We start from the raw sequence: 23,580 nt of genomic DNA on the forward strand, positions 1-23,580 counted from the left end.
AACAAAAACCCGGCCTAGTGCCGGGTTTTTTATGTCAGCCACTATGCTTGTGACGAACGCGTGAATGGCCTCGCGCCTTGAAGCAGAAGCGCTTGAACTGCCGCTGCGGTTTTTCGTCCAATACGCAACCCCGTTTTAACCGATCTTCTGGAGCCGCCATGCGCCGCCTGTTGTCCGCCCTTCTCGCCACCTCCCTCTGCCTCGCCGCGTCAGTCCAGGCGCAAACCCTAGTGGCCACCAGCAACATCATCATCCGCGCCGTGGATCGCAGCCTGGACTTCACCTCGGACACCACCACCTCAATCCGTGACATGAAGGTCGTGCTGGCTGCCCGTGACGATGCCGCCAGTTTCGTCGCCAGCGCCGGCGACATCCGTGGCGCGCGCCTGGAAGCGGCGTTCGCCACCCTGCGTGAGCAGCTGCCCGAGGCCCGTGACGCCTCCGACCAGCAACTGGCCGAAGCCATTCTCGCCCTGTGACATCCCGCGCAGCGCGCTGGCTGGGCACGCTCCTGCTGCTGGTCGGCGCGAGCGCCCAGGCCGACCTGCGCCTGGTCCTCGACGGCGAGGGCCTTTCCGCCGCCGAACGCCGAGCCAGCCAGGCGCTGCTCGATGAAGCCAGCGCCGCGCTGCCACCGAGCTTCGTCCAGCGCCTGGACCGTGAGGTGACGGTGCGCTGGTCCATCGATCTGCCCGCCGACGTATACGGCCGCACCACCCGTTTCGATGCGCTGGCACTGAATGCCAGTCTGCTACCACGGCTGATCGACCCGCAGCAGGCCGCAGCGCCCAGCGGGCGCGCCCACGGCAGCCTGCGCCGCGAGCTGCTGGCCACCGTGCTGCACGAGTTGACCCACCTTTACGACCGCGCCCGGCTCTGGCCGGAGAGCGAACGCAGGTTGCAGGCACGCTGCCGCCTGGACTCGCAGGTCAACGGCCTGGTCGGCCAGCGCGCGGAATGCCGTGGGCAGGATGCGCGGCGCTTCACCCTCAGCGACGATCCGCAGCTGCTCGACCTCGCCGGCTGGCAGCAGCAGGTCGGCCGGCGCGGTGCTCGCGACTCGGACAACGGCCAGGTGGCGCGCTCGCCGGACATCTACGAGCTGAGCAACCCGCGCGAGTTCGTCGCGGTGAACATGGAGTATTTCCTCCTCGACCCGAGCTACGCCTGCCGCCGCCCCACCCTGCAGCGCTACCTGCGCGAACATTTCGCCTGGCAGCCAGCCGAACAAACGCAGTGCCCCGGCGACTTCGCCTACCTGAACGCCGGCCGCGACTTCGCTCGCCAACCATTGGGCAAACTCGACCCCGAACGGGTCTACGAAGTCGACTATCTGCTCGCCGAGGCCAACCAGCAATGGGCCAGCCGCTGGGGCCACAGCATGCTGCGCCTGGTGGTCTGCGCGCCGGGCCGCCCGCGTGGCCCAGCCTGCCGCCTGGACCTGGACCAGCACCTGGTGCTGTCCTACCGCGCCTTCGTCGGCGACGTGCAGCTGTCGAGCTGGGACGGCCTGACCGGCGCGTACCCCTCGCGCCTGTTCATCCTGCCGCTGGCCCAGGTGATCGAGGAGTACACCAAGGTCGAGCTGCGCAGCCTGTCGTCGATACCGCTGCGCCTGTCGCGCGAGGAGATCGAGCGCCTGGTGCGGCGCTCCGCCGAACAGCACTGGAGCTACGATGGCGACTACTGGTTCCTCTCCAACAACTGCGCCGTCGAGACCCTCAAGCTGCTGCGCGGCGGCACCGGCCGGCGCGAGCTGCAGGACCTCGACAGCATCATGCCCAACGGCCTGCTGGAGATCCTCGAGGGCCGCGGCCTGGCCGACAGCAGCGTGCTCGACGACCCGCGCGAGGCGCTGCGCCTGGGCTATCGCTTCGACTCTTTCCGCGAACGTTATCAGGCGATGTTCGAGATCCTCCGCCAACGTCTGGACGTGCCACAGCAGGCCGTCGAGGACTGGCTGGCGCTGCCCGCCGAACAGCGCCGCAACTGGTTCGCACGCGCCGACCTACGCGCCAGCGCCGCCCTGCTCCTGCTGGAACAGGCCGCCCTGCGCCGCCAGTTGCTGCTGGCCCAGGAGCAGCTCAAGCAGCGCTACCTGAGTTCGCGCGACGACCCACGCAACCAGCGCTTCGCCGAGGCCGACGCCACGCTGCAGCAGATCCTCGACAACAGCGGCTTCCTCAGTCGCCCGGCCGAGCTGCTAGATGCCGGTTACGGCCTGCCGCAACCGGGCGAATGGCAGCAACTGGAAGCCGCCAGCAGCGAACGGCAAACGCGCCTGCGCCAGCTCAACGATGACCTCGACCAGGAAGTACGCAGCCTGCTGGAGCCTGAGTTGCTGGCGGAAATCGAGGCCGGCGAAGCCAACCTGAAACAGCTCGGCCAGCACCTGCGTGAGCTGCACAAGGCCAACGGCGGCCTGACCCTGCCCTGAACTCTACAAGCGCTCCTCGTCCTCCTCGGGCAAGCCCTCGTCCAGGTGCAGCCAGGGCAGCCGGCTGCCAGTCCAGATATGCCGATCGGCCGGCGCCTGCTCCGGGTGATCGAGGCTGGCCACGGTGATATCGAGGGTGTCCGGACTGAGGCTGGTGAACAGACTCAGGTGGCAGCCGCAGTGGCTGCAGAAGTAACGCGTGCAACTGACCGACGAGGCGTAGGCCGCCGCGCTACCTTGGGTCCAGCGAAAGCTGGCCAGCGGCAGGGTCAGCCAGGTGGTGACGATGCCGCCGGTGGTGCGCCGGCAGATCGCGCAGTGGCAGTGGGCGATGTCGCGCAGCGGCGCCGCGAAGGCATAGCGCAGGCGGCCGCAGTGACAGCCACCGGTATGGGTATCGGACATAGCGCGCTCCTCAGTGCTGGCTTTCCACCCTAGCGTCGATCCGCGCATTTGCCCATCCAGGCTGCCGGCCGCGCGCCCTCCTCACGGCACGAACGGTCGTCCATCGAAAGCCCGCTGAAAGCTTGAGCCCCTAGCATCCGTCGACCGCCGGCCCCGGAACCGGCGTTTCGACAACAACAAGATGGGCTCCAGCCATGTTCCGCCACCGCCTGCTTCGCCCCGCGAAGTGAACGAGCGGAACAGCGCGCCCGTCCGGAGATAGCCTCATGCTGACCTTCCTCGGCTTCGCCATGGTCATGACCTTCATGTACCTGATCATGACCAAGCGCCTGTCCGCCCTGATCGCCCTGATCATCGTACCCATCACCTTCGCCCTGATCGGTGGCTTCGCCGCCGGCATCGGCCCGATGATGCTCGAAGGCATCGGCAAACTCGCCCCGACCGGGGTGATGCTGATGTTCGCCATCCTCTACTTCGCCCTGATGATCGACTCGGGCCTGTTCGACCCGGCCGTGCGCGCCATCCTGCGCATGGTCAAAGGCGACCCGCTGAAGGTGTCGATGGGCACCGCCGCGCTGGCGCTGATCGTCTCCCTCGACGGCGACGGAGCCACCACCTACATGATCTGCGTCGCCGCCATGCTGCCGCTGTACAGCCGGCTGGGCATGAGCCCGCTGATCATGGCCGGGCTGATCATCCTCGCCGGTGGCATCATGAACATGACCCCCTGGGGCGGCCCCACCGCGCGCGCGGCCAGCGCCCTGCACGTCGACCCGTCGGACATCTTCGTGCCGATGATCCCGGCCATGATCGTCGGCTGCATCACCCTGTTCGGCGTCGCCTGGCTCTACGGCAAGCGCGAGCGGGCACGCCTCGGCGTGTTGCACCTGCCGGACGACCAGGACAACCACAGCGAGATCAGCGTCTCGCAGTACCCGGAAGCGCGCCGGCCCAAGCTGCTGTGGATCAATGGCGCGCTGACCGCCGCGCTGATGGTCACCCTGATCGCCGGCCTGCTGCCGCTGCCGGTGCTGTTCATGATCGCCTTCAGCATCGCCATGATCATCAACTACCCCTGCCTGCAGCAGCAGAAGGAGCGCGTCGCCGCCCACGCCGGCAACGTGCTGGCGGTGGTCGGGCTGATCTTCGCCGCCGGCATCTTCACCGGCATCCTGTCCGGCACCGGCATGGTCGAGGCCATGTCGAAGAGCCTGCTGGCGGTGATCCCGGAGGCGATGGGCCCGTACCTGGCGGTGATCACCGCGCTGGTGAGCATGCCTTTCACCTTCTTCATGTCCAACGACGCCTTCTACTACGGCGTGCTGCCAGTACTGGCCGAAGCCGCCAGCCACTACGGCATCAGCCCGGTGGAGATGGCCCGCGCGTCTATCGTCGGCCAGCCGGTGCACCTGCTCAGCCCGCTGGTACCCTCGACCTACCTGCTGGTCGGCCTGGCCAAGATCGAGTTCGGCGACCACCAGCGTTTCACCCTCAAGTGGGCGGTGCTGATCTGCCTGGCGATCATGCTGGCGGCGCTGCTGCTCGGCGTGTTCCCGCTGTTCGGCGGCTAAACTCACGGCTTGACGGAATTTTCACGCAAAGGCGGCTAGAATCGCGCCGCCCCGCGTGGCCTTCGCCTACCCCGTACAAAGGAATCCCTAAATGGAATGGTTCACCAACCCGGAGATCTGGGTTGCTTTCCTGACGTTGACTGCCCTGGAAATCGTCCTCGGCATCGACAACATCATCATGATCGCCATCCTGGTCGGGCGCATGCCACCGCACATGCAGGCGCGCACCCGCTTCTTCGGCCTGGCGCTGGCGATGGTCACCCGTATCGCCCTGCTGCTGTCGATCACCTGGATCATGCAGCTCACCAACGACCTGTTCGAACTGTTCGGCCAGGGCATCTCCGGGCGTGACCTGATCCTGTTCTTCGGCGGCCTGTTCCTGCTGTGGAAGAGCACCACCGAGATGTACCACAGCCTGGAAGGCGAAGACGAAGCCGAGCAGACGCCGGGCAACACCGCCGCGCGCAACTTCATCGGCACCATCATCCAGATCGCCATCATCGACATCGTGTTCAGCCTGGACTCGGTGATCACCGCCGTCGGCATGGTTTCCCACGTGCCGGTGATGGTCGCCGCGATCATCGTCGCCGTACTGGTGATGATGCTGGCCGCCGGCACCATCAGCGACTTCATCGACAAGCACCCGTCGCTGAAGATGCTGGCCCTGGCCTTCCTGGTCGTGGTCGGTACCGTACTGATCGCCGAAGCCTTCGAAGTCCACGTGCCGAAGGGCTACGTCTACTTCGCCATGGCCTTCTCCCTGGGCGTCGAAGCGCTGAACATCCGCATGCGCGTGCTCAAGGGTCGCAAGGAAGACCCGGTCAAGCTGCGCAAGGATATTCCGGGCGAATAAGCCGCAACGCGTGGATAGAAAAACGGGGCCGAATGGCCCCGTTTTTTATTGCCGCTCAGAACAGATCGAGCTGGCCCGCAGGCGCCTTGATCGGCGGCGTGATCACTGGCGGCTCGACTGGGGTAACCCCCAACCGCTGCGCCAACCCCGCCGCGCGCTCGGCGCGGGTATTCACCGCCTCGGACAGGCGTGCCGGCAGGCCCCAGATTTCCACTTTCTGTTTGGCGCGGGTGATGCCGGTGTAGAACAGCGCGCGGGTCAGCAGCGGGCTGGGGCTTTCCGGCAGGGCCAGCAGGACTTCGGCGAACTCCGAGCCCTGGCTCTTGTGCACGGTCATGGCGAAGGCGCTGTCGTGGCTGGGCAGGCGTGCCGGGGCGAAGGCGCGGAAGCCTTCTTCGCCCGAGCCCTCGCCTTCAAAAAAGACGCGCAGGCCGTACTCGCTAGCCAGGCAGATGCCGATATCGCCGTTGAACAGGCCCAGCGCGTAGTCGTTCTGCCGCACCATCACCGCGCGACCGGGGTACCAGCGCTCGCGCTCGGCCAGCGAGTAGCGACGACGGATGCGTGTCTCCAGCGCCTCGTTGAGCCCACTGACGCCCCAGGGCCCTTCGCGCTGGGCGGTCAGCGCGCGGAAGGCATTGAAGGCAGTGAAGGCCGCGGCCGGCTCGCCTTTGCGCGCGGCCTGCAGGTAGGGCAGGTAGCCGCGCTCCAGGCGCTCCAGCAGCGCGGACTGGCTCGGCTCGGCCTGCCAGGCCAGGTCCGCGCGATTCTCTCTGAGCAGATTGAGTGTGCCGGCGGCATCGCCGCCATTTATACGGCGCGCCAGCTCGCCGATGCCGCTGTCGCCGGCGAAGCGGTGACTGTGGGTAAGCAACACCACGGCGTCACCCAACGCCGAGCGTGGCGCTTCCACCGGCACCGTCTGCCCGGTGATGCGCTGCAGCTCGGCGGCAGCCGCAGCGTCGAAACCACGCCCCTCGCACAGCTCGGCGAATACCGCGCCGGCTTCTACAGCGGCCAACTGGTCCTTGTCGCCGAGCAGGATCAGTCGTGCCTGCGGCGGCAGGGCGTCGACCAGCTTGGCCATCAGCGCCAGGTCGACCATCGACGCCTCGTCCACCACCAGCACGTCTAGCGCCAGCGGCCGCGCTGCATCGTGGCGCACCGCCGGGCTGTCGCCGCGGCTGCCGAGCAGGCGGTGCAGGGTGCGCGCCTCCTCCGGCAGCAGCGCCTTGAGTTCGTCGGCCAGCGGCAGCTCGGCCTTGGCGTTGCGAATGGCCTCGGCCATACGCGCGGCGGCCTTGCCGGTCGGCGCGGCCAGGCCGATGGCCAGTCGGTCGCCACCGGGTTGTTCCAAAAGGGCCGCCAACAGACGCACCACGGTGGTGGTCTTGCCGGTACCGGGGCCGCCGGAGATCACCGCCAGCCGGCGGCATACCGCTTGGGCAGCGGCCAGGCGTTGCCAGTCCGGTTGCTGTTGGTTGAAGGCGAACAGGCGCGCCAGGCTCTCGGCCAAGACGGTTTCGTCCACCACCGGGCGCTCGGCGGACATGGCCAGCAAGCGCTCGGCCAGGCGCTGCTCGTACGCCTGGTAGCGCGCCAGGTACAGGCGCTCGCCTTCGAGGATCAGCGGGGCGAAGACGCCGGGCGTGCCGACCAGAGTGGAAGATTCCAGCAGGGTCCGCAGCTCGGCCAGCGCCGGCAGGGCGAAGTCGAATTCAGCCCAGGGCCGGCGGCCTGCCACCCGCGCCAACGGCAGGCACACATCGCCGCTGGCCAGGACCTCGCTGCACAGGGCGGCGCAGGCCAGCACGGCCTCCGGCGCCTGCGGCTCCAGACGCTGCAGGCTGGCCAGCAGGGCGCGCTCCAGCGGGCCGAGGGGCAGCTCTTGCAGCCTCATGCCGCACCTCCGAACAGCGCGTCCAGCGCATCCAGCAGCGAGTCACCGGGCCGGGCGAAATACACCCCGGCCGCCGGCATACCGCGCAGGAACAGGTACCAGGCGCCGCCCAGCTGCTCGTCGCTGAAGCCGGCCAGGCGCGTGCGCAGGAAGCGGCGCAGCGCCACCAGGTAGATCAGGTACTGCAAGTGGTAGTGCTCGGCAGCGATGGCCTGCTCCAGGCGCTCGGCGCCGTAGTGCGCGGCGGTCGGGCCGAGCCAGTTGGACTTGTAGTCGAGGATGTACCAGCGCCCGGCGTGCTCGAAGGTCAGGTCGATAAAGCCCTTGAGGAAGCCCTTGAGTTCGTCGAACTGCAGGCGCTCGGCGGCCTGGCGCATGGCCGGTGGCAAACCGTGGGCCGGGTCGGCGAGCAGCTCACGCAGGCGCTCCACGTCCAGCCGTTCGACCGGGAAGGTGAAGCCCAGCTCGGGCAGGCGGCGACTGGGTTGCAAGGCCGACAGGCGCAGGCCCTGGCCATCCAGGTCGGTGTCCAGCACCGCCTGCAGCTGATTGGTGGCGATCTCGCCCCACAGCTCGGCGTCGATGCCATGGGCCTGTAGCGCGGCCGGCACCAGCTGCTCCAGGCTTCCCTTGTCGCGCATCCAGTCTTCGAGGATGGCGTGCAGGCAAGTACCGGCGCGGGCGCCGCGAGGGAAAGCGAAGAAGCCGGCACCCGGCTCGCTGGCATCGACCAGGGCCAGGGTGTCGCGGTCCGGTGCCTCCATATGCATGCCGGCGGAGAGGCCGGAGAAGCTGCCGATGCGCCAGGCGCTGCCGAGGCTGCGGGTGAAGGGCTGCAGCGCCTGTGGCGCTTCGGCGCGACTCTCGCCGGCGGCTAGGGACTCTTCGCCGAGCGGAGCCAGGCGGGCGATCAGCCCGGCGCTGGCCTCAGCCAGGCGATCCAGCTCGGCGACCAGGGCCGGGCCTTCACGACTCGATAGATACTGAGCCAGCTCGCCCAAGGCATCGGCTCCGGGCAGCTCGCGGCCGTGCAGCAGCCAGGCCAGGGCGCTGCTGTGCAGGCCCTCGTCGGGCAGCGAGCCGTCCTTCTTGGCCTTGGGCAGGGCGGCCGGGCCCCAGTGCAGCCACAGGCGATCGCGCGCGCGGGTCAGGGCCACATAGGTCAGGCGCAGCTTCTCGGCGAAGCTCTCGCGGCGCGCCGCCTGCAGACGCTCGTCCAGGCGCTCGCTGCCCAGGTCGAGCAGTGGCTGGCCGTGCTCGTCGTGGCAGCGCGCACTGTCGGTGTGCTGGCCGAGCAAGCGGCCGTCCCACAGGAAGGGGCAGAACACCAGCGGATATTCCAGGCCCTTGGAGGTGTGGATGGTGACGATCTGCACGCGCTCGGCATCGCTCTCCAGGCGCAACAGGGCATCCTCGCCGGCACCTTCGCTGCCACGCTGGCCCTGGAACCAGGCCAGCAGCGGTTCCAGCCCGGGACGCTGCAGGCTCTCGGCCTGCAGCAGCTCGCCCAGGTGCAGCAGGTTGGTCAACCGCCGTTCGCCATCGATACCGGCCAGCAGACGCTCGGCCACCCGCTCCTGATCCAGCCAGGCCCTGAACACGCGCATGAAGCCCTGTTGCTGCCACAGCTGGTGGTACTGCTCGGCGGCAGCGCGCTCGGCGTCCCATGCGCGTTCGTCATCCTGGCAACGGGCGATCTGCGCGGCATCACGGCCGAGCAGGCGGGTGGCCAGGGCATAGCGCAACACACCCTCGCGCCCCGGCTCGGCGTAGGCGGCCAGCACCGCGGCCAGCTCGCCGGCCTCCTCGCTGTGCCAGACGCTGTCACGGCCACGGCGCACGCTGGGCACGCCACGCGCAGCCAGCTCGGCGGCGACGCTGGCGGCCTCGCGGTGGTTGCTGACCAAAACGGCGATATCGCCGCCTTTTAGCGGTTTTTTGTCGCCATCCTCCTCGAAATAGGCGGCACCTTGCGCACTGGCGGCAAGCAGCGAGGCGATCCGCCGCGCCGTGTCCAGCGCCGCCAGTTCGCCAGCCCAGGCCTTGTTCATACCCTCATCGCCGAGCCATACCAGGCCCAGCGGCGCACTGCCGTCCTGCTCGGGCAGCACCAGCGTCGCCCGCGACTTCTTGCCGGCGCTGACCGGCGGATAGACCAGCTCCTCTTCGGCAAAAGGCTGCGGGCGGTCGAACAGCTGGTTCAACGCAGCGATCAGCTCCGGCGTGGAGCGGTAGTTGAAGGGCAGGTCGTACTGCCGCTCGGCAGCGTCGCGCGCCTGCAGGTAGGTGGCCAGGTCCGCGCCGCGAAACGCATAGATGGCCTGCTTGGGATCACCCACAAAACACAGGTCGCCGCCATCCCGATAGATACGGTCGAAGATCGCGTACTGGATCGGGTCGGTGTCCTGGAATTCGTCGATCAGCGCCAGCGGGTACTGCTCACACAGGCGCGTGGCCAGGTCGTCACCGGCGGCGCTTTCCAACGCTTGGTTCAGATTGTTGAGCAGGTCGTCGAAGGCCAGCAGGCGCTGCGTCGACTTGCGCTTGGGCAGCTCGACATTGAGGCGGTCGAGCAGCTCGACCTGCAGGGCGATCAGCTTCTGCTGGCCGGCCGGCACGGCGGCGGCCAGGGCCTCGCCCAGCGCATCCAGGGCCTCGGCCACGCCACTCTGCGGCGCGTCGAAGCCCTTCTTGGTGGCCTTGAGCAGAGCGGCGGCGCCCAGCTTGGCCAGGCCGTCCGGCGCCTCGAACAGCGCCGCCGGGTCGGCGAAGTAGGCATCCAGCTCGGCCGACCACAGCGGCAGCTTGGCCAGCTTGTGCGTGCTCTGGCTGAGGCCGCCGTGCTCGCGCAGCACCTCGACCCAGGCGTAACCCTCAGCCCGCCACAGCTCGGCGGCGCGCTGCCAGGCGGCGCTGGCGGCATTCAGCTCGCTCTCACCCACGCTCTCGCGCGGCTCGATGCGCAGGTAGGGCTTGCCCAGATGACTGCGCAGCGCCTGCCTCAAGGTGGCTGGCGTCACTCGTTGTTTGGCCAGAAAGCGCGCCCAGGCCGGGTCGGCCTCGGCCAGTACATGGCGCCAGGCGTCGCCGAGCAGGGCGTCGAGCACCTCGCGGTCGTCCTGGGTCAGCTCGGCATCGAAGTCACCGCCGGCCTCGAAGGCCGAGTCCTGCAGGGCCCGCTGACAGAAGCCGTGGATGGTGAAGATCGCCGCCTCGTCGAAGCCGTGCACGGCCAGCAGCAGGCGACGACGCGCCGCCTCGCCGGGGTGGCGACGATGCAGCTCATTGAGGAAGTCATCGCCGCTCGCGCCACCCTCGTACAACGCCAGCAGCTCGGCCAGGCGCGCGCGGATACGCTCGCGCAGTTCGGCGGTAGCAGCGGTGGTGTAGGTCACCACCAGGATCTGCCCGACGTTCAGTTGCTGCTCCAGCAGCAGACGGGCATACAGCGCGGTGAGGGTCCAGGTCTTGCCGGTACCGGCGCTGGCCTCGATCAGCGAGCGGCCGGCGAAGGACGAGTCGTGCAGGTTCAGGCCACTCATTCGGCGTCCTCCTCGGCACTGGCCAGGGCCTTGAGCGCGGGGCCGAGCAGGCGTTCGGCGAGGGCCTCGAAGCGCGCATCGAGCGGCTCGCGCTGGCGGAAGGCAAGGGCGTACCAGGGGTCGTCAATCTCGCCCGGAATCGGACTGAATTCGGCGCCGTTCCAGGCAGCCTCGGCCTTGTCGCGGGCGGCGTCGAGCGGCTCCTTGCGGCTCTTGGCGCTGGGCGTGACCAGCGCCTTGGCGAACTCGTAGCTGCTACGGGTGATGAAGGGCGACGGCTCGCACAGCGCCTCGCGGTAGGCGGCCAGCCAGGGCTCCAGCAACGCCTGGGCATCGCTCAGCGGACCGAGTTGCCAGTCACCGGCCGGTGACACCAGCAGGCTCTCGCGGGCGATATCCGGCGTGGCGGCCACATTGAGCAGCAGATGGCGCAGCCAGAAGCCGGGCAGGTCCCAGGCGCCGGGAGCGGCCAGGCGCCAGTCGAACAGGCCGCTGGAAGTCACCCCGTCCAGCCAGCCATGCAGGCGCACGCCGGCCAGTTCGATATCCACCAGCAACGGTTGCGGCGCCTCCTCCGGGCGCGCTTCGAACAGACGTGGAGCGAAGGCGCGCACCGGGCCACGCTGCTTGCCCCACAGGGCATGGCCCAGCTCACCGGGCGGCAACCAGCCGGCAGCGCGGGCGATGCGTCGCTCCTGCTCCTCGGACCAGCCACGCTCCACCGCCTGCAGAGCCAGCTGGCGCAGGCCACGGCGCGCCGGGCCTTCGAGGGCGAAGGGCTCATCGGCGGCGATGGTCTCGTCGGCATCGGCCAGGCGCAGGCCCAGGCGCTGCTCCAGCAGGAAGCGCGCCGGGTGCTTGAAGCAGTAGAGCAACTGGCTGGGTTCGATGGTCAGCCAATCGGCATTGGGTTCCGGCAGGCGCTGGATAAAGGCCGGCGCGCTGGCCGCCGGCGCCTCGGCCAGACGCTGGGCGGCGCGGAACCAGGGCGAGGCGAAGCCACGCCGCGCGCCCGTCTGCTCGAAGTTGCCAGGCGAGAAGGGCTGCAGCGGATGTTCGATGGTGATGCGCTTACTGGCATCGCTACTCGCGGTTAGATCGACCGCCTCCAGCAGCTCGCTGACCAGCACCGAGGGCGGCAGCTCGGCGTTGTCGCGCGGGTCGCGGCCGACATAGCTCAAGTACAAACCATCGCGGGCACTGAGCAGGGTCTCGAGGAACAGGTAGCGGTCGTCCAGGCGTCGCGCGCGGTCGCCACGCCGTGGGCGCTTGGCAATCAGGTCGAAGCCGGCGGCCGGGGTGCGCCGGGGCAGGGCGCCGTCGTCCAGGCCGAGCAGGCAAACTTGGCGGAACGGCAGGCTGCGCATCGGCACCATGGTGCAGAAGGTCACCGCGCCAGTGAGGAAGCCCGAGGCGCCGCTGCCGCTCTCCAGCGCAGCGCCGAGCTGCTGGCGCACCAGCGCCAGTTCCACCGGCCGGGTGATGGCAGAGTCCTCGGCCTGGCGCGCCAGGGCCGCACAGGCCTGGCTGAGCAGGAGCAGGGTGTCGCCGGACTCGCGCTCATCGAACAGCGCATCGATCAGGCCCTGCAGGTCCAGCGCCCAGTCGGCCAGCGGGCGGGCGCGCTGCAGGCGTTCGGCGAGGCCGGCGAGCTGTTCGACGAAGGCGCATAGGCGGCCGAGCAGTTGCGCGCGGGCGCCTTCCAGGGCGTCCAGCGGCAGGCTGTCGCCGAGCAGCGGCACGCCATCGCCGGCCAGTTGCGGCGGCGCGACGAAACCGAGCAGCAGGCGGTCCAGACCCTGGCGCCAGGTGAAGGCTTCGTCCGCCGGCAAGTCGAGGGCGGCGCGATGGCCGCCATCACGACCCCAGCGCACACCGGCCTGGCGCAGCCAGTCGCGCAGCAGTGGCAGGTCCTCGGCCTCGATGCCGGCGCGACGGGCGATGGCCGGCTGCTCCAGCCAGGCGAGGATTTCCTCGGCGGCGAAACGGCTCTCCGGCAGGCTGAGCAGGCCGATGAAAGCCTCGATCAGCGGCGTCTCGGCGCGCAGGCTGCGGTCGGCCAGGCTGTAGGGAATATATGGCGCGCCTTCGCGGCGAGCGGCTCCTGTAGAAGAGAAAATGGCCTCGATATAGGGCGCGTAGCGCTCGATATCCGGGGTCAGCACCACCACCTGGTCCGGGCTCAGCTGTGGGTCGGCGGCGAAGCGGGCGAGCAGCTGGTCATGCAGGATTTCCACCTCGCGCAGCGGCGAGTGGGCGATATGCAGCTCCAGCGAACGATCGTCCGCACGCAGATTCAGGCGCTCCTCGGCCGTGCGGGTGCGCAGGCGCAGGATGTCCTGCTGCAGGGCGTGCAGCAGGCTGTCGTCGGAAAGCTCGTTGTCCTGCGGGTAGATGCCGTGCTCCTCGGCGATCTGCCCGAGCAGGCTGTCGAAGAAGTCGCGGCCCTGCTTGCCCAGGCTGGCCAGCAGCGGGTGGCCGACATCGAGGTACCAGTCATCCGGGCCGACCTCGGACTGCGCCAGCTCGCGCACATCGCGAATCTCGCCCCAGGCCTCGCGGCAGGGATTGAGGGCGAACACGATAACGTCGGTGTGCCGCGCCAGCCCTTCCAGCACGCGCAGGTGATGCGGCGGCAGCGAGCTGATGCCGAACACCAGCAGACGCTCGGGCATCTCGGCAATAGGCTGATCGGCATGCAGCCGCGCCAGCAGCTCACCAAGCAGACGCGCACGGTGCGGGTGGCCGTCCTTGGTCAGCTCGGCCCAGAGCAGCGCCTGCCAAGCCTCGTCTGGGCCCAGCTCGCACAGCTCGCCACGCTCCCAGGCGGCCAGCCAGTCGTCGCGATAGAGCAGGTACTGGTCGAACACGTCGGCGATCTTCGCCGCCAGGGCCAGGCGGCGGCGTTCGTCGCCGCCGTCCAGATAACGCTCGAGCCGCTCGGCGCGGGCCAGGTTGGCCGGCTCACACAGCCAGTCATACAGGCGCCAGGTCATCGCCTGCGGGTTGAACGCCGACTGCTCCGGAAGGGCGCCGAGCACCTGGCGCGCCAGGGCCCAGACGAAGCTCGACGGTAGCTGCACATCGAGGTGCATGGCGATGCCCTGCTCGCGCGCCAGCTGCAGGGTCAGCCAGCGGCCGATACCCTGGCTCGGCACCACCACCCGCGCCGGCGCCAGCACGTCCGCCTGCGGCTGGGCGAGCAGCTTGCAGGCCAGCAGGCCGAGGGTTTCCAGGTCGGGGGCGTGGTACAGGCTGAGCATGAATGGGGGCGTCCGGTGATTGCTCGCTAGGGTAGCAGTTCGCGCCCGACGAATGGCCGTGAGCCTGCGCCGTCGGCTTGACCGGGATCAACTGGCCAAGCGCCAGTACGGCTATCGTGCCCCCATCACTTCACTGCCGCGTCCCCCGCCATGTCCAGCCCCTTACGCATCGCCTGTAGCGACCCACAGCTGGCCTGTGAGTTGCGCCATCTGCTCGGCCACTGCGAGGTGATCGAGAGCCCGCACCAGTGCAGCCAGGCGCCGCTGTGCCGCTGGCTGGGCGATGCTCGAGTGGACACGGCGGCGCGGATGAAGGATGCCCTGAGCGACACCGTCGCCACCCTCGAACGTACCCGCCACGCCTTCCGCTCCCGTGAGCTGGGCCAGCTGCGCCGGCGCCTGGAGCAATTGTTGGTCGAATTGTCAGCGCCACTCGAATGAGGTAGAACCGCCGTTATCGAAGGTTCCGCCGCAAGGTGGAGACCGGCTTTGCCGGGCAGGACGAATGGGCCTGCAAGACGAAGCGCCGCGACGTCGCGTTCCCCCAGGGATGCGCCGTGCGGCGCTTTTTTTGTGCCCGCAGAAAAGCAGTGGAAGGGATATGCCATGAAGTCAGAGGAAAGCCTGCAGGACCTGATCGGGCGGATCGGTCTGGATGACGGGGAGATTCGCGAACGCCTGCGCCTGCTCGACTGGGGGCGCGCCGACCCGCAGCGCCTGAACGCCGGGGCGGACGAGGTGAGCAGCGCGCACCTGGTGTTCGTCGACCGCCTGTACCAGCACCTCGGACGCTTCATGGGCCCGGCCGCGCTGCTCAACGACGAGCAGCAGGTGGCCAACCTCAAGCACAGCCAACTCGACTACTACCAGCGCCTGTGGCGTGGGCCCTACGACCACGACTATCTCAACGGGCGCCTGCGCATCGGCCTGATCCACCAGGTGGCCGGCGTCGAGCCCAAGTGGTACCTGGCCGGCTACCGCCTGTACCTGGACGCCATGCACGACGCGCTGTTCCACGACCAGCCGCGCGCCGAGCTGTTCGCCAGCCTGCTCAAGGCGGTGTTCTTCGACATGACCCTGGCCATCGATACCTATGGCGCCGCTCAACGACGCGCCCTGGAGGACAGCGAGGCGCGCTTCGCCCGTGCCCTGCGCGGGGCCAACGACGGGCTGTGGGACTGGCACCTGGAGCACGACCGCCTGTACGTCTCCGAACGCTGGGCGCAGATGCTCGAACTCAGCCGCGACGCCCTCGGCGAGGGCTGCGCCGCCTGGTTCTCGCGGGTCCACCCGGACGACCTGCCGGGCCTGCGCCAGGCCATCGACGCGCACCTCGGCGGGCGCACCGCGCTGCTGCATCACGAGTACCGCATGCGCCGCCGGCGCGGCGACTACCTGTGGGTGCTGGCACGTGGCGTGGTCGAGCTGGACCCGGACGGCCAGCGCCGTATGGCCGGTTCGCAGACCGACATCAGCGCGCGCAAGCTGGTCGAGCACCAGCTGCAGCACGCCGCGCGCCACGACCCGCTGACCGGCCTGGCCAACCGCCTGCGCCTCGACGAGCTGCTGCAGCAGACCCTACAGCAACTGGCCAAGCCCGGTGCACGCCAGGCCGCGCTGCTGTTTATCGACCTCGACCGCTTCAAGCTGATCAACGACAGCCTCGGCCACCACAGCGGCGACCAGGTGCTGGTGGAGGTCGGCCGGCGCCTGCAGCACTGCCTGCGCCCGGGCGACCACCTGTTCCGCTTCGGCGGTGACGAGTTCGTCGTGCTGCTCAACGACCTGGCCAGCATGGCCGACGCCGAACAGGTGGCGCAGCGCATGCTCGAAGCCCTGCACCATCCGCTGCACCTCGGCGAGCAGACCCTGGTGGTCAGCGCCAGCATCGGCGTGGCCGGGCTGCGCGCCAGCGCCGATCCCTCCGAGGCACTGCAGGCCGCCGACCTCGCCCTGTACCGTGCTAAGCAGGCCGGCAAGGCGCAGTACGCGCGCTACAGCCACGAGCTGCAGGCCGCCGCGCGGCGCCAGCTGGAGCTGGAGAGCGCCCTCGGCCAGGCCCTGCAGCGCGACGAGTTCGTCCTCCACTACCAGCCGATCTGCCGCATCGACCAGGGCCAGCCGCGCCTGATCGGGGTCGAGGCGCTGCTGCGCTGGCGCTATGGCGAGCAGCTGATCCAGCCGCAGGAATTCATTCCCTCGCTGGAGGAGTCCGGCGAGATCCTCCGTGTCGGCGACTGGGTGCTGCGCCAGGCCTGCCGCCAGGTGCGCGCCTGGCAGCTGCAGGGCCAGGTGCACCTGCGCTGCTCGGTCAACCTGTCCAGCCGGCAGCTGCAGCAGGACGACTTCGTCGCGCGCCTCACCGACATCCTCATGGACAGCGACCTGGCGCCCTCCAGCCTGGTGCTGGAGATCACCGAGAGCCAGCTGATGCGCGACTGCACCGCGACCCTGATCGCCCTGCGCGAGCTGGGCAGCCTCGGCGTGCGCCTGGCGCTGGACGACTTCGGCACCGGCTATTCCTCGCTGGGCTACCTCAAGCGCTTCCCGCTGCACATCCTCAAGGTCGACAAGAGCTTCATCGACGGCGCCGACGCCGAGTCGCGGGCGATCAGCCGCGCCATCATCGGCCTCGGCCGCAGCCTGGGCCTGGAGGTGGTGGCCGAGGGCGTGGAGCGCGACGAACAGCTCGACTTCCTGCATCGCGAGAGCTGCCGCCTGGCCCAGGGCTACTGGTTCAGCCGGCCGCGCCCAGCCGCCGAGCTGGAGCGCCTGTTCGTCGCCGAGCACGGCAGCGAAGGCCTCTGGTGCCTGCTCCCCGAATCCAATCAATCTCCGGAAATCCAGCCATGAAGCTCAACCTGCCGATCAGCCAGCGTGAGGTGGCGGTCGACCCGCGCGCCAATATCCTCTCCACCACCGACCTCAAGGGCGTGATCACCTACGTCAACCCGGACTTCGTCGCCGTCAGCGGTTTCAGCGAAGCCGAGCTGCTCGGCCACAGCCACAACCAGGTGCGCCACCCGGACATGCCGGCGGCGGCCTTCGCCCACCTGTGGCAGACGCTCAAGGCCGGGCGCTCGTGGATGGGCCTGGTGAAGAACCGCTGCAAGAATGGCGATCACTACTGGGTCAGCGCCTTCGCCACCCCGGTAGTACGTGGCGGCGCAGTGGTGGAGTACCAGTCGGTGCGCAACCATGCCGCGCCCGCGCTGGTCGAGCGCGCCGAGCCGCTGTACCGCGCGCTGGCTGCCGGGCAGACGCCAAGCGCATTGCGCCCGCCACGCCTGAGCGCGGTCGGCAGCCTGGCCCTGCTGGTGGCCGCCGGGCCGCTGGCCGGTGCCGCGCTGCTCGGCCTGGCCAATGCCCTACCACTGCTGCCGGCACTGGCCGGTGGCGCGCTGCTCGGCGCCGGCCTCGCCGGCCTGGTGCACTGGCGCCTGCGCCCGCTGCAGGCGCTGACCCGCCAGGCCCGGCGCATCGCCGACAATCCGCTGAGCCAGCTGGTGTACAGCGGGCGCAACGACTGCTTCGGGCAGATCGCCTTCGCCCTGCACAGCCTGGAGGCCGAGGCCGGAGCCATGGTCGGGCGCATCGCCGACTCGGCGCGCCAGCTCAGCGACGACGCCGGCGAGCTGGCCGCGGCGCTAGACTGCAACCGCGGCGCCAGCCTGCTGCAACAGCAGGAGACCGAGCAGGTGGCCTGCGCCGTCGACCAGCTGGCTAGCAGCGTGCAGGAGGTGGCGCGCCACGCCCAGCTCAGCGCCAGTGCCGCCGCCGAGGCCAACCATGCCACCGACAGCGGCCTGCGCCAGGTCGAGCAGACCCGCCGGCAGATCGCCGTACTGGCCGACGAGGTGCTGCGCGGCAACCGGGTGATCCAGCAGCTGCAGGGCCACAGCCAGGAGATCGACCAGGTCATCGAGGTGATCCACGCCATCGCCGAGCAGACCAACCTGCTGGCGCTCAACGCCGCCATCGAGGCGGCCCGTGCCGGCGAGGCCGGGCGCGGCTTCGCCGTGGTCGCCGACGAGGTGCGCGGCCTGGCCAGCCGCACGCAGCAGTCCACCGCGCAGATCCAGAGCATCATCGAGCGCCTGCAGCAGGGCACGGCGGCGGCGGTGACGGCCATGCAGCGCAGCCAGGACCAGGCCCAGGGTAGCGTCGACAACGCCCTGCAGGCAGCCGAGGCGCTGGCCGGGATCAACCGCCAGGTCGAGGCGATCAGCGGCATGAGCCTGCAGATCGCCACCGCCGTGGAAGAGCAGAGCGCGGTGGGCGAGGACATCCAGCGCAACCTCGACGGTATCCGCGAGGCCGGCCACAGCAGCGTCGCCGCCAGCGGCCGCAGCCGCAGCAGCGCCGAGCACGTGGCAGCCCTGGCCGAGCGCCTGCAGCTGCTGGTGGAGCAGTTCCGCGGCCGGCAACAACAAGGCTGAACCGGCTGGCGCCTTCCCCTATCTACAACTAAAGCTAAACAGGAGGGCGCCGGAGAATCGCGTCCGTCAAAGAAGAGCGAGCCCCGATAGCACCAAGGAGGCTGCGCCATGCTCACCCTGCTCAACCTGCTGTCCGCCATTGCCCTGCTGGTGTGGGGCACGCATATCGTGCGTACCGGCATCCTGCGCGTGTACGGCTCGCAGCTGCGCCGCGTGCTCAGCCACAGCGTGAGCAAGCGGCCGCAGGCCTTCCTCGCCGGCATCGGCGTCACCGCCCTGGTGCAGAGCAGCAACGCCACCGCGCTGCTGACCACTTCCTTCGTCGCCCAGGGCCTGATGGCGCTGGCCCCGGCGCTGGCGATCATGCTCGGTGCCGATGTCGGCACCGCGCTGATGGCGCGGGTACTGACCCTCGACCTGTCCTGGCTGTCGCCGCTGCTGATCTTCGCCGGCGTAGTGCTGTTCCTGTCGCGCAAGCAGAGCCGCCTGGGCCAGGTCGGCCGGGTGGCGATCGGCCTCGGCGTGCTGATCCTGGCCCTGCAGCTGATCGTCGAGGCGGCGCGGCCGATCGCCGAGTCGCACAGCATCGAGGCACTGTTCGCCTCGCTGACCGGCGACCTCTTACTGGATGCCCTGGTCGGCGCGCTGTTCGCCATGCTCACCTACTCCAGCCTGGCCGCCGTGCTGCTCACCGCGACCCTGGCCGGCAGCGGCGTGATCGGCCTGCCGGTGGCCATCGGCCTGGTCATCGGCGCCAATATCGGCAGCGGCGTGCTGGCCCTGCTCAACAGCAGCATGCAGTCCGCCGCTGGGCGCCGCGTGGCCCTCGGCAGCCTGCTGTACAAACTGCTCGGCCTGCTCCTGGTGCTGCCGATCGTGCATCCCCTGGTGGAATGGATGAAGGAGCTGGACTGGTCGGTGGCGACCCTGGTGATCGGCTTCCACCTGGCCTACAACGGCCTGCGCTGCCTGCTGATGCTGCCCAGCGTGGGGCTGATGGCGCGCCTGTGCACTCTGCTGCTGCCCGAGCGCAATCGCGATGCCGGAGTGGCCGCGCCACGCCACCTCGACCGCACCACACTGGATACGCCGAGCCTGGCGCTGGCCAACGCGGTACGCGAGACGCTGCGCATCGGCGACCTGGTCGAGCGCATGCTCGGCCACCTCGGCGAGGTGCTGCGCGAGGAGTCGACGGAGGCCGGGCGCGAGGTACGGCGCCTGGATGACGACGTCGACGCGCTGTACAACGCGGTCAAGCTGTATCTGGCGCAGATGCCGCGCGACGACCTGCCCGCCCACGACAGCCGGCGCTGGGCGGAGATCATCGAGCTGGCGGTCAACCTGGAGCATGCCGGCGACCTGATCGAGCAGATGGCCGGCAAGCTCGACAACCACAAGCGCGCCCGCCACTACAGCTTCTCCGCCAGCGGCCTGGAGGAGCTCAGCACCCTGCACGGCATGCTCGGCGACAACCTGCGCCTGGGCCTCAACGTGTTCCTCAGCGGCAACCACGACAACGCCCGGCGCCTGCTCCAGGAAAAACGCCGCTTCCGCCAGGAGGAACGGCGCCTGGCTCACGCACATGTCGGCCGACTCAGCCGGCAGGTGGTGCAGAGCATCGAGACCAGCGCCCTGCACCTGGAGCTGATCGCCGACATGAAGCGCCTCAACTCGCTGTTCTGCGGCAGCGCCTACCTGGTGCTGGAAGGCGGCGAGGGCGAGGCATCGGGGGCCGAGGCGGACCACGGCCATCCCCCGGTCGGCGACTGGCAGCGCTAGCGCCAAGCCACCTGCGCTTGCTGGTATCCTGCCGCCCCCTGTCACCGCTCACCGCCTGCCATGCCGCACTGGAAACCCCACCTGCTTCGTCTGCTCGCCCTGCTGCAACGCTACCCCGGCCTGGTCGCGGCCTTCGGTTTCTGTTCCGGCGTGGCCAGCTTCATCCTGGTCGACCGTCAGGCGGGCGTGGGCAAGGTGATCGCGGTGCTGATGCTGCTGAGCTGGGCGGTGTTGCTGCTGGAAAACCTGCTGACCCGCAGCGCCGCGCGCTGGCTGGGCCTGGAAGTGCCGCCGATGCTGCTGCGCTACCTGACCCAGATGATCCACCAGGAAAGCCTGTTCTTCGCCCTGCCGTTCTTCTTCATCACCACCGCCTGGAACAGTGGCCAGGCGCTGTTCACCGGCCTGCTCGGCGCGGCGGCGCTGCTCGCCATCATCGACCCGCTGTACTACAAGTGGCTGGCCGCGCGGCGCTGGCTGTACCTGTGCTTCCACAGCCTGGCGCTGTTCGCCGTGCTGCTGGTGGCGCTGCCGCTGATCGTTCACCTGACCACCGCCGAGAGCTATCGCCTGGCCCTGGGCATCGCCCTGGTGGTGACCCTGCCGAGCCTTGGTAGCAGCCTGCGCATTCAGCGGCGCTGGCGCTGGGCGGCGCTGGCCAGCTTGGTCGCCGCGCTCGGCGTCGGCGCCTGGCTGGCGCGGCCCTGGGTGCCACCGGCGACCCTGTGGCTGACCCAGGTGGCAGTCACCGAAGAGCTGCAGCAGCGCAATCCAGGCAGCAGCCTGGAGCAGGTCTCGGCCGCCCAGCTGCAACAGGCCGGGCTGTACGCCTTCACCTCGATCAGCGCGCCGCGCGGGCTCAACGAGCGCATCTACCACGTGTGGAAGCGCGACGGCGTGGAGATGGACCGCATCGCCCTGGACATCCACGGCGGGCGTAAGGCCGGCTACCGGGCCTGGACCCACAAGCGCAACTTCCCGGCGCAGCCGGCCGGCGACTGGCAGGTACAGGTAGTCACCGAGGCCGGGCAACAGATCGGCGTGCTGCGCTTCCGCGTCGACTAGTCGCTGGTCAGGCCGCAGCGCCTGAGGCAAGCTGCGGCCAGGCACATCGCAAGGATCGCATCATGCTCAGACACCTGACCTGCCTACTCGCCGCCCTGCTGCTGAGCGGCTGCGTGGACAACGCGGAACCGACCGAGAGCGAGCGCCAGCTGCTGCTCACCGGCGCCGCCTTCGGCTACGGCGAGGACGCCGGGCGCTTCGAGAAGACCACCACCTACTGGACCCGCACCACCGACCTCAGCTACGACCTGGACTCGGTCAGCGGCCTCTACCTGCACAGCACGGCCTCGCTCACACCCAGCGCCAGCGAAGCGCTGGTGGCCAGCTACAGCGCCCTGCAGGGCGCCGGCATCGCCCTCGGCATGATCGCCGACGATGTCACCGAAGAAGAATTACCGCTGACCCGCGAACTGGGCAGCCACGCCAAGCTGATCCTGCTGCGCAACAAGGGCAAGCCGATGGGCAACATGTTCTCCGTCAGCATCGGCAAGAAGCTGTTCTTCACCGTCTTCACCGGCAAGCACTACTTCACCGACGCCGCGTCGTTCGAAGCCTTCATCGAACCGCAGCTGGTCGCCCTGCGTCAGCACGAGTACGACGACCCGCTGGTGAGCTGGGGCAGGGGCCTGTTCGCCGACGAGGGCGACGACGAACAGGCCAAGCGCTGAGACCTACAGGCGGAAGCGCTGCACCATGCCGTTGAGGTCGCTGGCCAGGCGCGCCAGCTGATCGCTGGCCACCGAGGTCTCGTGGGCGCCGGTGGAGTTCTGCTCGGCGATGTCGCGGATCGCCACCAGGTTGCGGTCCACCTCGCGCGCCACCTGCGCCTGCTCCTCTGCAGCGCTGGCGATCACCAGGTTCATCTCGTTGATCTGGCTGACCCGCTCGGAAATCAGCGCCAGCGCGCTATCCGCCTCGTTGGCCAGCTCGCTACTGCGCCCGGCGTATTCGCTGCTTTCGCCCATGGCCTCGACCGACTCCTGACTGGCGCTCTGGATCGCGCTGATCATCCGCTCGATTTCCTGGGTCGAACTCTGCGTGCGCTGCGCCAGCGCGCGCACTTCGTCGGCCACCACGGCAAAGCCGCGACCCTGGTCTCCGGCGCGCGCCGCCTCGATGGCGGCGTTGAGTGCGAGCAGGTTGGTCTGCTCGGCGATGGTGCGGATCACTTCCAGCACCCGGCCGATGGCGATGGCCTCGTCGGCCAGGCGGCCGATGGTGCCCGAGGTGTGCTGCAGGCGCTGGCTGAGCTGCTCGATGGTGCTGCGCGTGGTGCTGACCTGGCGCCGCCCGGCCTCGGCGGTCTGTTCCGCCTCGCGTGACGAGTCGGAGGTGTGGTTGGCGTTGCGCGCCACCTCGTCGACCGCCGCCGACATCTGCGTCACCGCCGTGGCGGCCATCTGGATTTCGTCGTTCTGCCGGGTGATGCCGCGCGCCGATTCGTCCGTCACTGCGTGCAGCTGCTCGGCCGCCGAGGCTAGCTGGGTGGCCGCACCCTGGATGCCCTGCAGGGTGTCGCGCAGGTTGTCCTGCATTTGCTTGAGCGAGGTCTGCACCGCAGTGATCTCGTCACGCCCGCTGCAGCGCACCGGCTCGCGCAGGTCACCAGCGGCATTGCGCGCCACCACCTCGCGCAGCTCGGACAGGCGCAGGTTGATGCCGCGGCTCATGCTCCAGGCCTGCAAGCCGCCGCCGATCAGCAGGAAGGCCAGCAGCCCGGCGACCAGGTATTCGCTGCGCAGCTCCAGCGTCACGCCATCGTGGTACTGGCGCTCGGACTCATGCAGCTGCAGCTCGATCAGCTTGGAGAACTTTTCCGACAGGGGGTCGATGCGCGGGTACAGCTCCTTGGCGGTGAAGTTGGCCAAAGCCTCGTTGTCACCGGCGCGCAGGATGTCCTTGAGGCGCCGTAGCGGCTCCTCGGCCTGTTGCATCAGGGGTTCGATCTGGGCGATCAGACGCTGTTCCTCGTCGATCAGCTTGGTCGCCTTGTAGGCCTGCCAGATCTCGCGAATCTTGCCTTGTGCCTCTTCCACCTGGCGCGCCGCCTCGGCCGGTGAAGTACCGCCGTTACGCGCCTTGTGGCTGGCATCGACGATGTTCACCGCGTAGAGATCGGCAATCAGCTTGAGATCGCGCAATGGCACCACGCGATCGAGATAGACGCTGTTGAGCCCGCCCAACACGCCGCGCAGGCCGATAAGACCGGCGCTGCCTATGGCCAGGCTGCCCGCCATCATCAGGACGATGAGGACGAACAACCTTGTCCGAATAGTCCAGTTCTTCATGGTAGGTCACCTTACTGCTGGCCAATGTACCTACCAGA

Annotated in this window: 15 protein-coding genes and 1 pseudogene; 11 read left to right on the forward strand and 5 right to left on the reverse strand. The window is 69.0% G+C overall.

Annotated features, from left to right (window positions below; genetic code table 11):
* Positions 1 to 158 precede the first annotated feature (158 nt).
* Together IP89_RS22040 and IP89_RS22045 are read left to right on the forward strand one after the other, a co-directional pair.
* A complete protein-coding gene (locus tag IP89_RS22040) occupies positions 159 to 479 on the forward strand; it encodes a DUF2388 domain-containing protein (protein ID WP_043312071.1) in 321 nt (106 codons plus the stop codon).
* Positions 476 to 2,437, forward strand: coding sequence for a DUF4105 domain-containing protein (locus IP89_RS22045; protein ID WP_043312072.1), 1,962 nt, complete (start codon positions 476 to 478; stop codon positions 2,435 to 2,437). Before IP89_RS22040 ends, IP89_RS22045 begins: the two co-directional genes overlap by 4 nt.
* A gap of 3 nt (positions 2,438 to 2,440) precedes the next feature.
* On the opposite strand, the gene IP89_RS22050 is transcribed toward IP89_RS22045, so the two are convergent.
* A complete protein-coding gene (locus IP89_RS22050) occupies positions 2,441 to 2,842 on the reverse strand; it encodes a GFA family protein (RefSeq protein WP_043312073.1) in 402 nt (133 codons plus the stop codon).
* A 266-nt stretch (positions 2,843 to 3,108) separates the two neighbouring features.
* Between IP89_RS22050 and IP89_RS22055 the strand changes: the two genes are divergently transcribed.
* A complete protein-coding gene (locus IP89_RS22055) occupies positions 3,109 to 4,413 on the forward strand; it encodes a CitMHS family transporter (protein ID WP_043312074.1) in 1,305 nt (434 codons plus the stop codon).
* Positions 4,414 to 4,504: 91 nt separating this feature from the next.
* The gene (locus IP89_RS22060) at positions 4,505 to 5,266 is read left to right on the forward strand and encodes a TerC family protein (protein ID WP_043312076.1); all 762 of its coding nucleotides are present in this window, start codon (positions 4,505 to 4,507) and stop codon (positions 5,264 to 5,266) included.
* A 55-nt stretch (positions 5,267 to 5,321) separates the two neighbouring features.
* On the opposite strand, the gene recD is transcribed toward IP89_RS22060, so the two are convergent.
* The 3 genes from recD to recC are packed head-to-tail and all read right to left on the reverse strand — an operon-like array spanning position 5,322 to position 13,971.
* Entirely contained in the window at positions 5,322 to 7,166 is a 1,845-nt protein-coding gene (gene recD / locus IP89_RS22065) for an exodeoxyribonuclease V subunit alpha (protein WP_043312077.1), read from the reverse strand.
* Positions 7,163 to 10,708, reverse strand: a complete 3,546-nt coding sequence (gene recB, locus IP89_RS22070) for an exodeoxyribonuclease V subunit beta (protein WP_043312078.1) — start codon at positions 10,706 to 10,708, stop codon at positions 7,163 to 7,165. The genes recD and recB overlap by 4 nt, the downstream gene beginning before the upstream one ends.
* Complete coding sequence (recC, locus tag IP89_RS22075) at positions 10,705 to 13,971, reverse strand: exodeoxyribonuclease V subunit gamma (protein ID WP_043312080.1); 3,267 nt, start codon at positions 13,969 to 13,971, stop codon at positions 10,705 to 10,707. The genes recB and recC overlap by 4 nt, the downstream gene beginning before the upstream one ends.
* 150 nt (positions 13,972 to 14,121) lie before the next feature.
* Between recC and IP89_RS22080 the strand changes: the two genes are divergently transcribed.
* The 7 genes and pseudogenes from IP89_RS22080 to IP89_RS22105 all read left to right on the forward strand — a co-directional run bounded on the left by IP89_RS22080 (position 14,122) and on the right by IP89_RS22105 (position 21,922).
* Positions 14,122 to 14,412, forward strand: coding sequence for a hypothetical protein (locus tag IP89_RS22080; protein WP_052081181.1), 291 nt, complete (start codon positions 14,122 to 14,124; stop codon positions 14,410 to 14,412).
* A gap of 165 nt (positions 14,413 to 14,577) precedes the next feature.
* Positions 14,578 to 16,824 carry a bifunctional diguanylate cyclase/phosphodiesterase gene (locus IP89_RS22085; protein ID WP_043312082.1) on the forward strand — a complete coding sequence of 749 codons (2,247 nt, stop codon included), beginning with the start codon at positions 14,578 to 14,580 and terminating at the stop codon, positions 16,822 to 16,824.
* Positions 16,821 to 17,150: pseudogene (locus IP89_RS24015) on the forward strand (PAS domain-containing protein); the annotation flags it as partial. The gene IP89_RS22085 and the pseudogene IP89_RS24015, both read left to right, overlap by 4 nt.
* A gap of 138 nt (positions 17,151 to 17,288) precedes the next feature.
* Positions 17,289 to 18,410: a methyl-accepting chemotaxis protein gene (locus tag IP89_RS22090; RefSeq protein ID WP_371261972.1), complete on the forward strand. Its 1,122-nt coding sequence runs from the start codon at positions 17,289 to 17,291 to the stop codon at positions 18,408 to 18,410.
* Positions 18,411 to 18,518: 108 nt separating this feature from the next.
* Entirely contained in the window at positions 18,519 to 20,189 is a 1,671-nt protein-coding gene (locus tag IP89_RS22095) for a Na/Pi cotransporter family protein (RefSeq protein ID WP_043312085.1), read from the forward strand.
* Positions 20,190 to 20,249: 60 nt separating this feature from the next.
* The gene (locus tag IP89_RS22100; RefSeq protein WP_043312086.1) at positions 20,250 to 21,254 is read left to right on the forward strand and encodes a DUF5924 family protein; all 1,005 of its coding nucleotides are present in this window, start codon (positions 20,250 to 20,252) and stop codon (positions 21,252 to 21,254) included.
* A gap of 62 nt (positions 21,255 to 21,316) precedes the next feature.
* Complete coding sequence (locus tag IP89_RS22105) at positions 21,317 to 21,922, forward strand: hypothetical protein (RefSeq protein WP_043312087.1); 606 nt, start codon at positions 21,317 to 21,319, stop codon at positions 21,920 to 21,922.
* Positions 21,923 to 21,925: 3 nt separating this feature from the next.
* On the opposite strand, the gene IP89_RS22110 is transcribed toward IP89_RS22105, so the two are convergent.
* A complete protein-coding gene (locus IP89_RS22110) occupies positions 21,926 to 23,542 on the reverse strand; it encodes a methyl-accepting chemotaxis protein (RefSeq protein ID WP_043312088.1) in 1,617 nt (538 codons plus the stop codon).
* Between the last annotated feature and the right edge of the window lie 38 nt (positions 23,543 to 23,580).

Origin of the sequence: Pseudomonas sp. ML96 (assembly GCF_000761545.1) — a bacterium.
In the GTDB taxonomy this organism is placed as follows: Bacteria; Pseudomonadota; Gammaproteobacteria; order Pseudomonadales; family Pseudomonadaceae; genus Aquipseudomonas.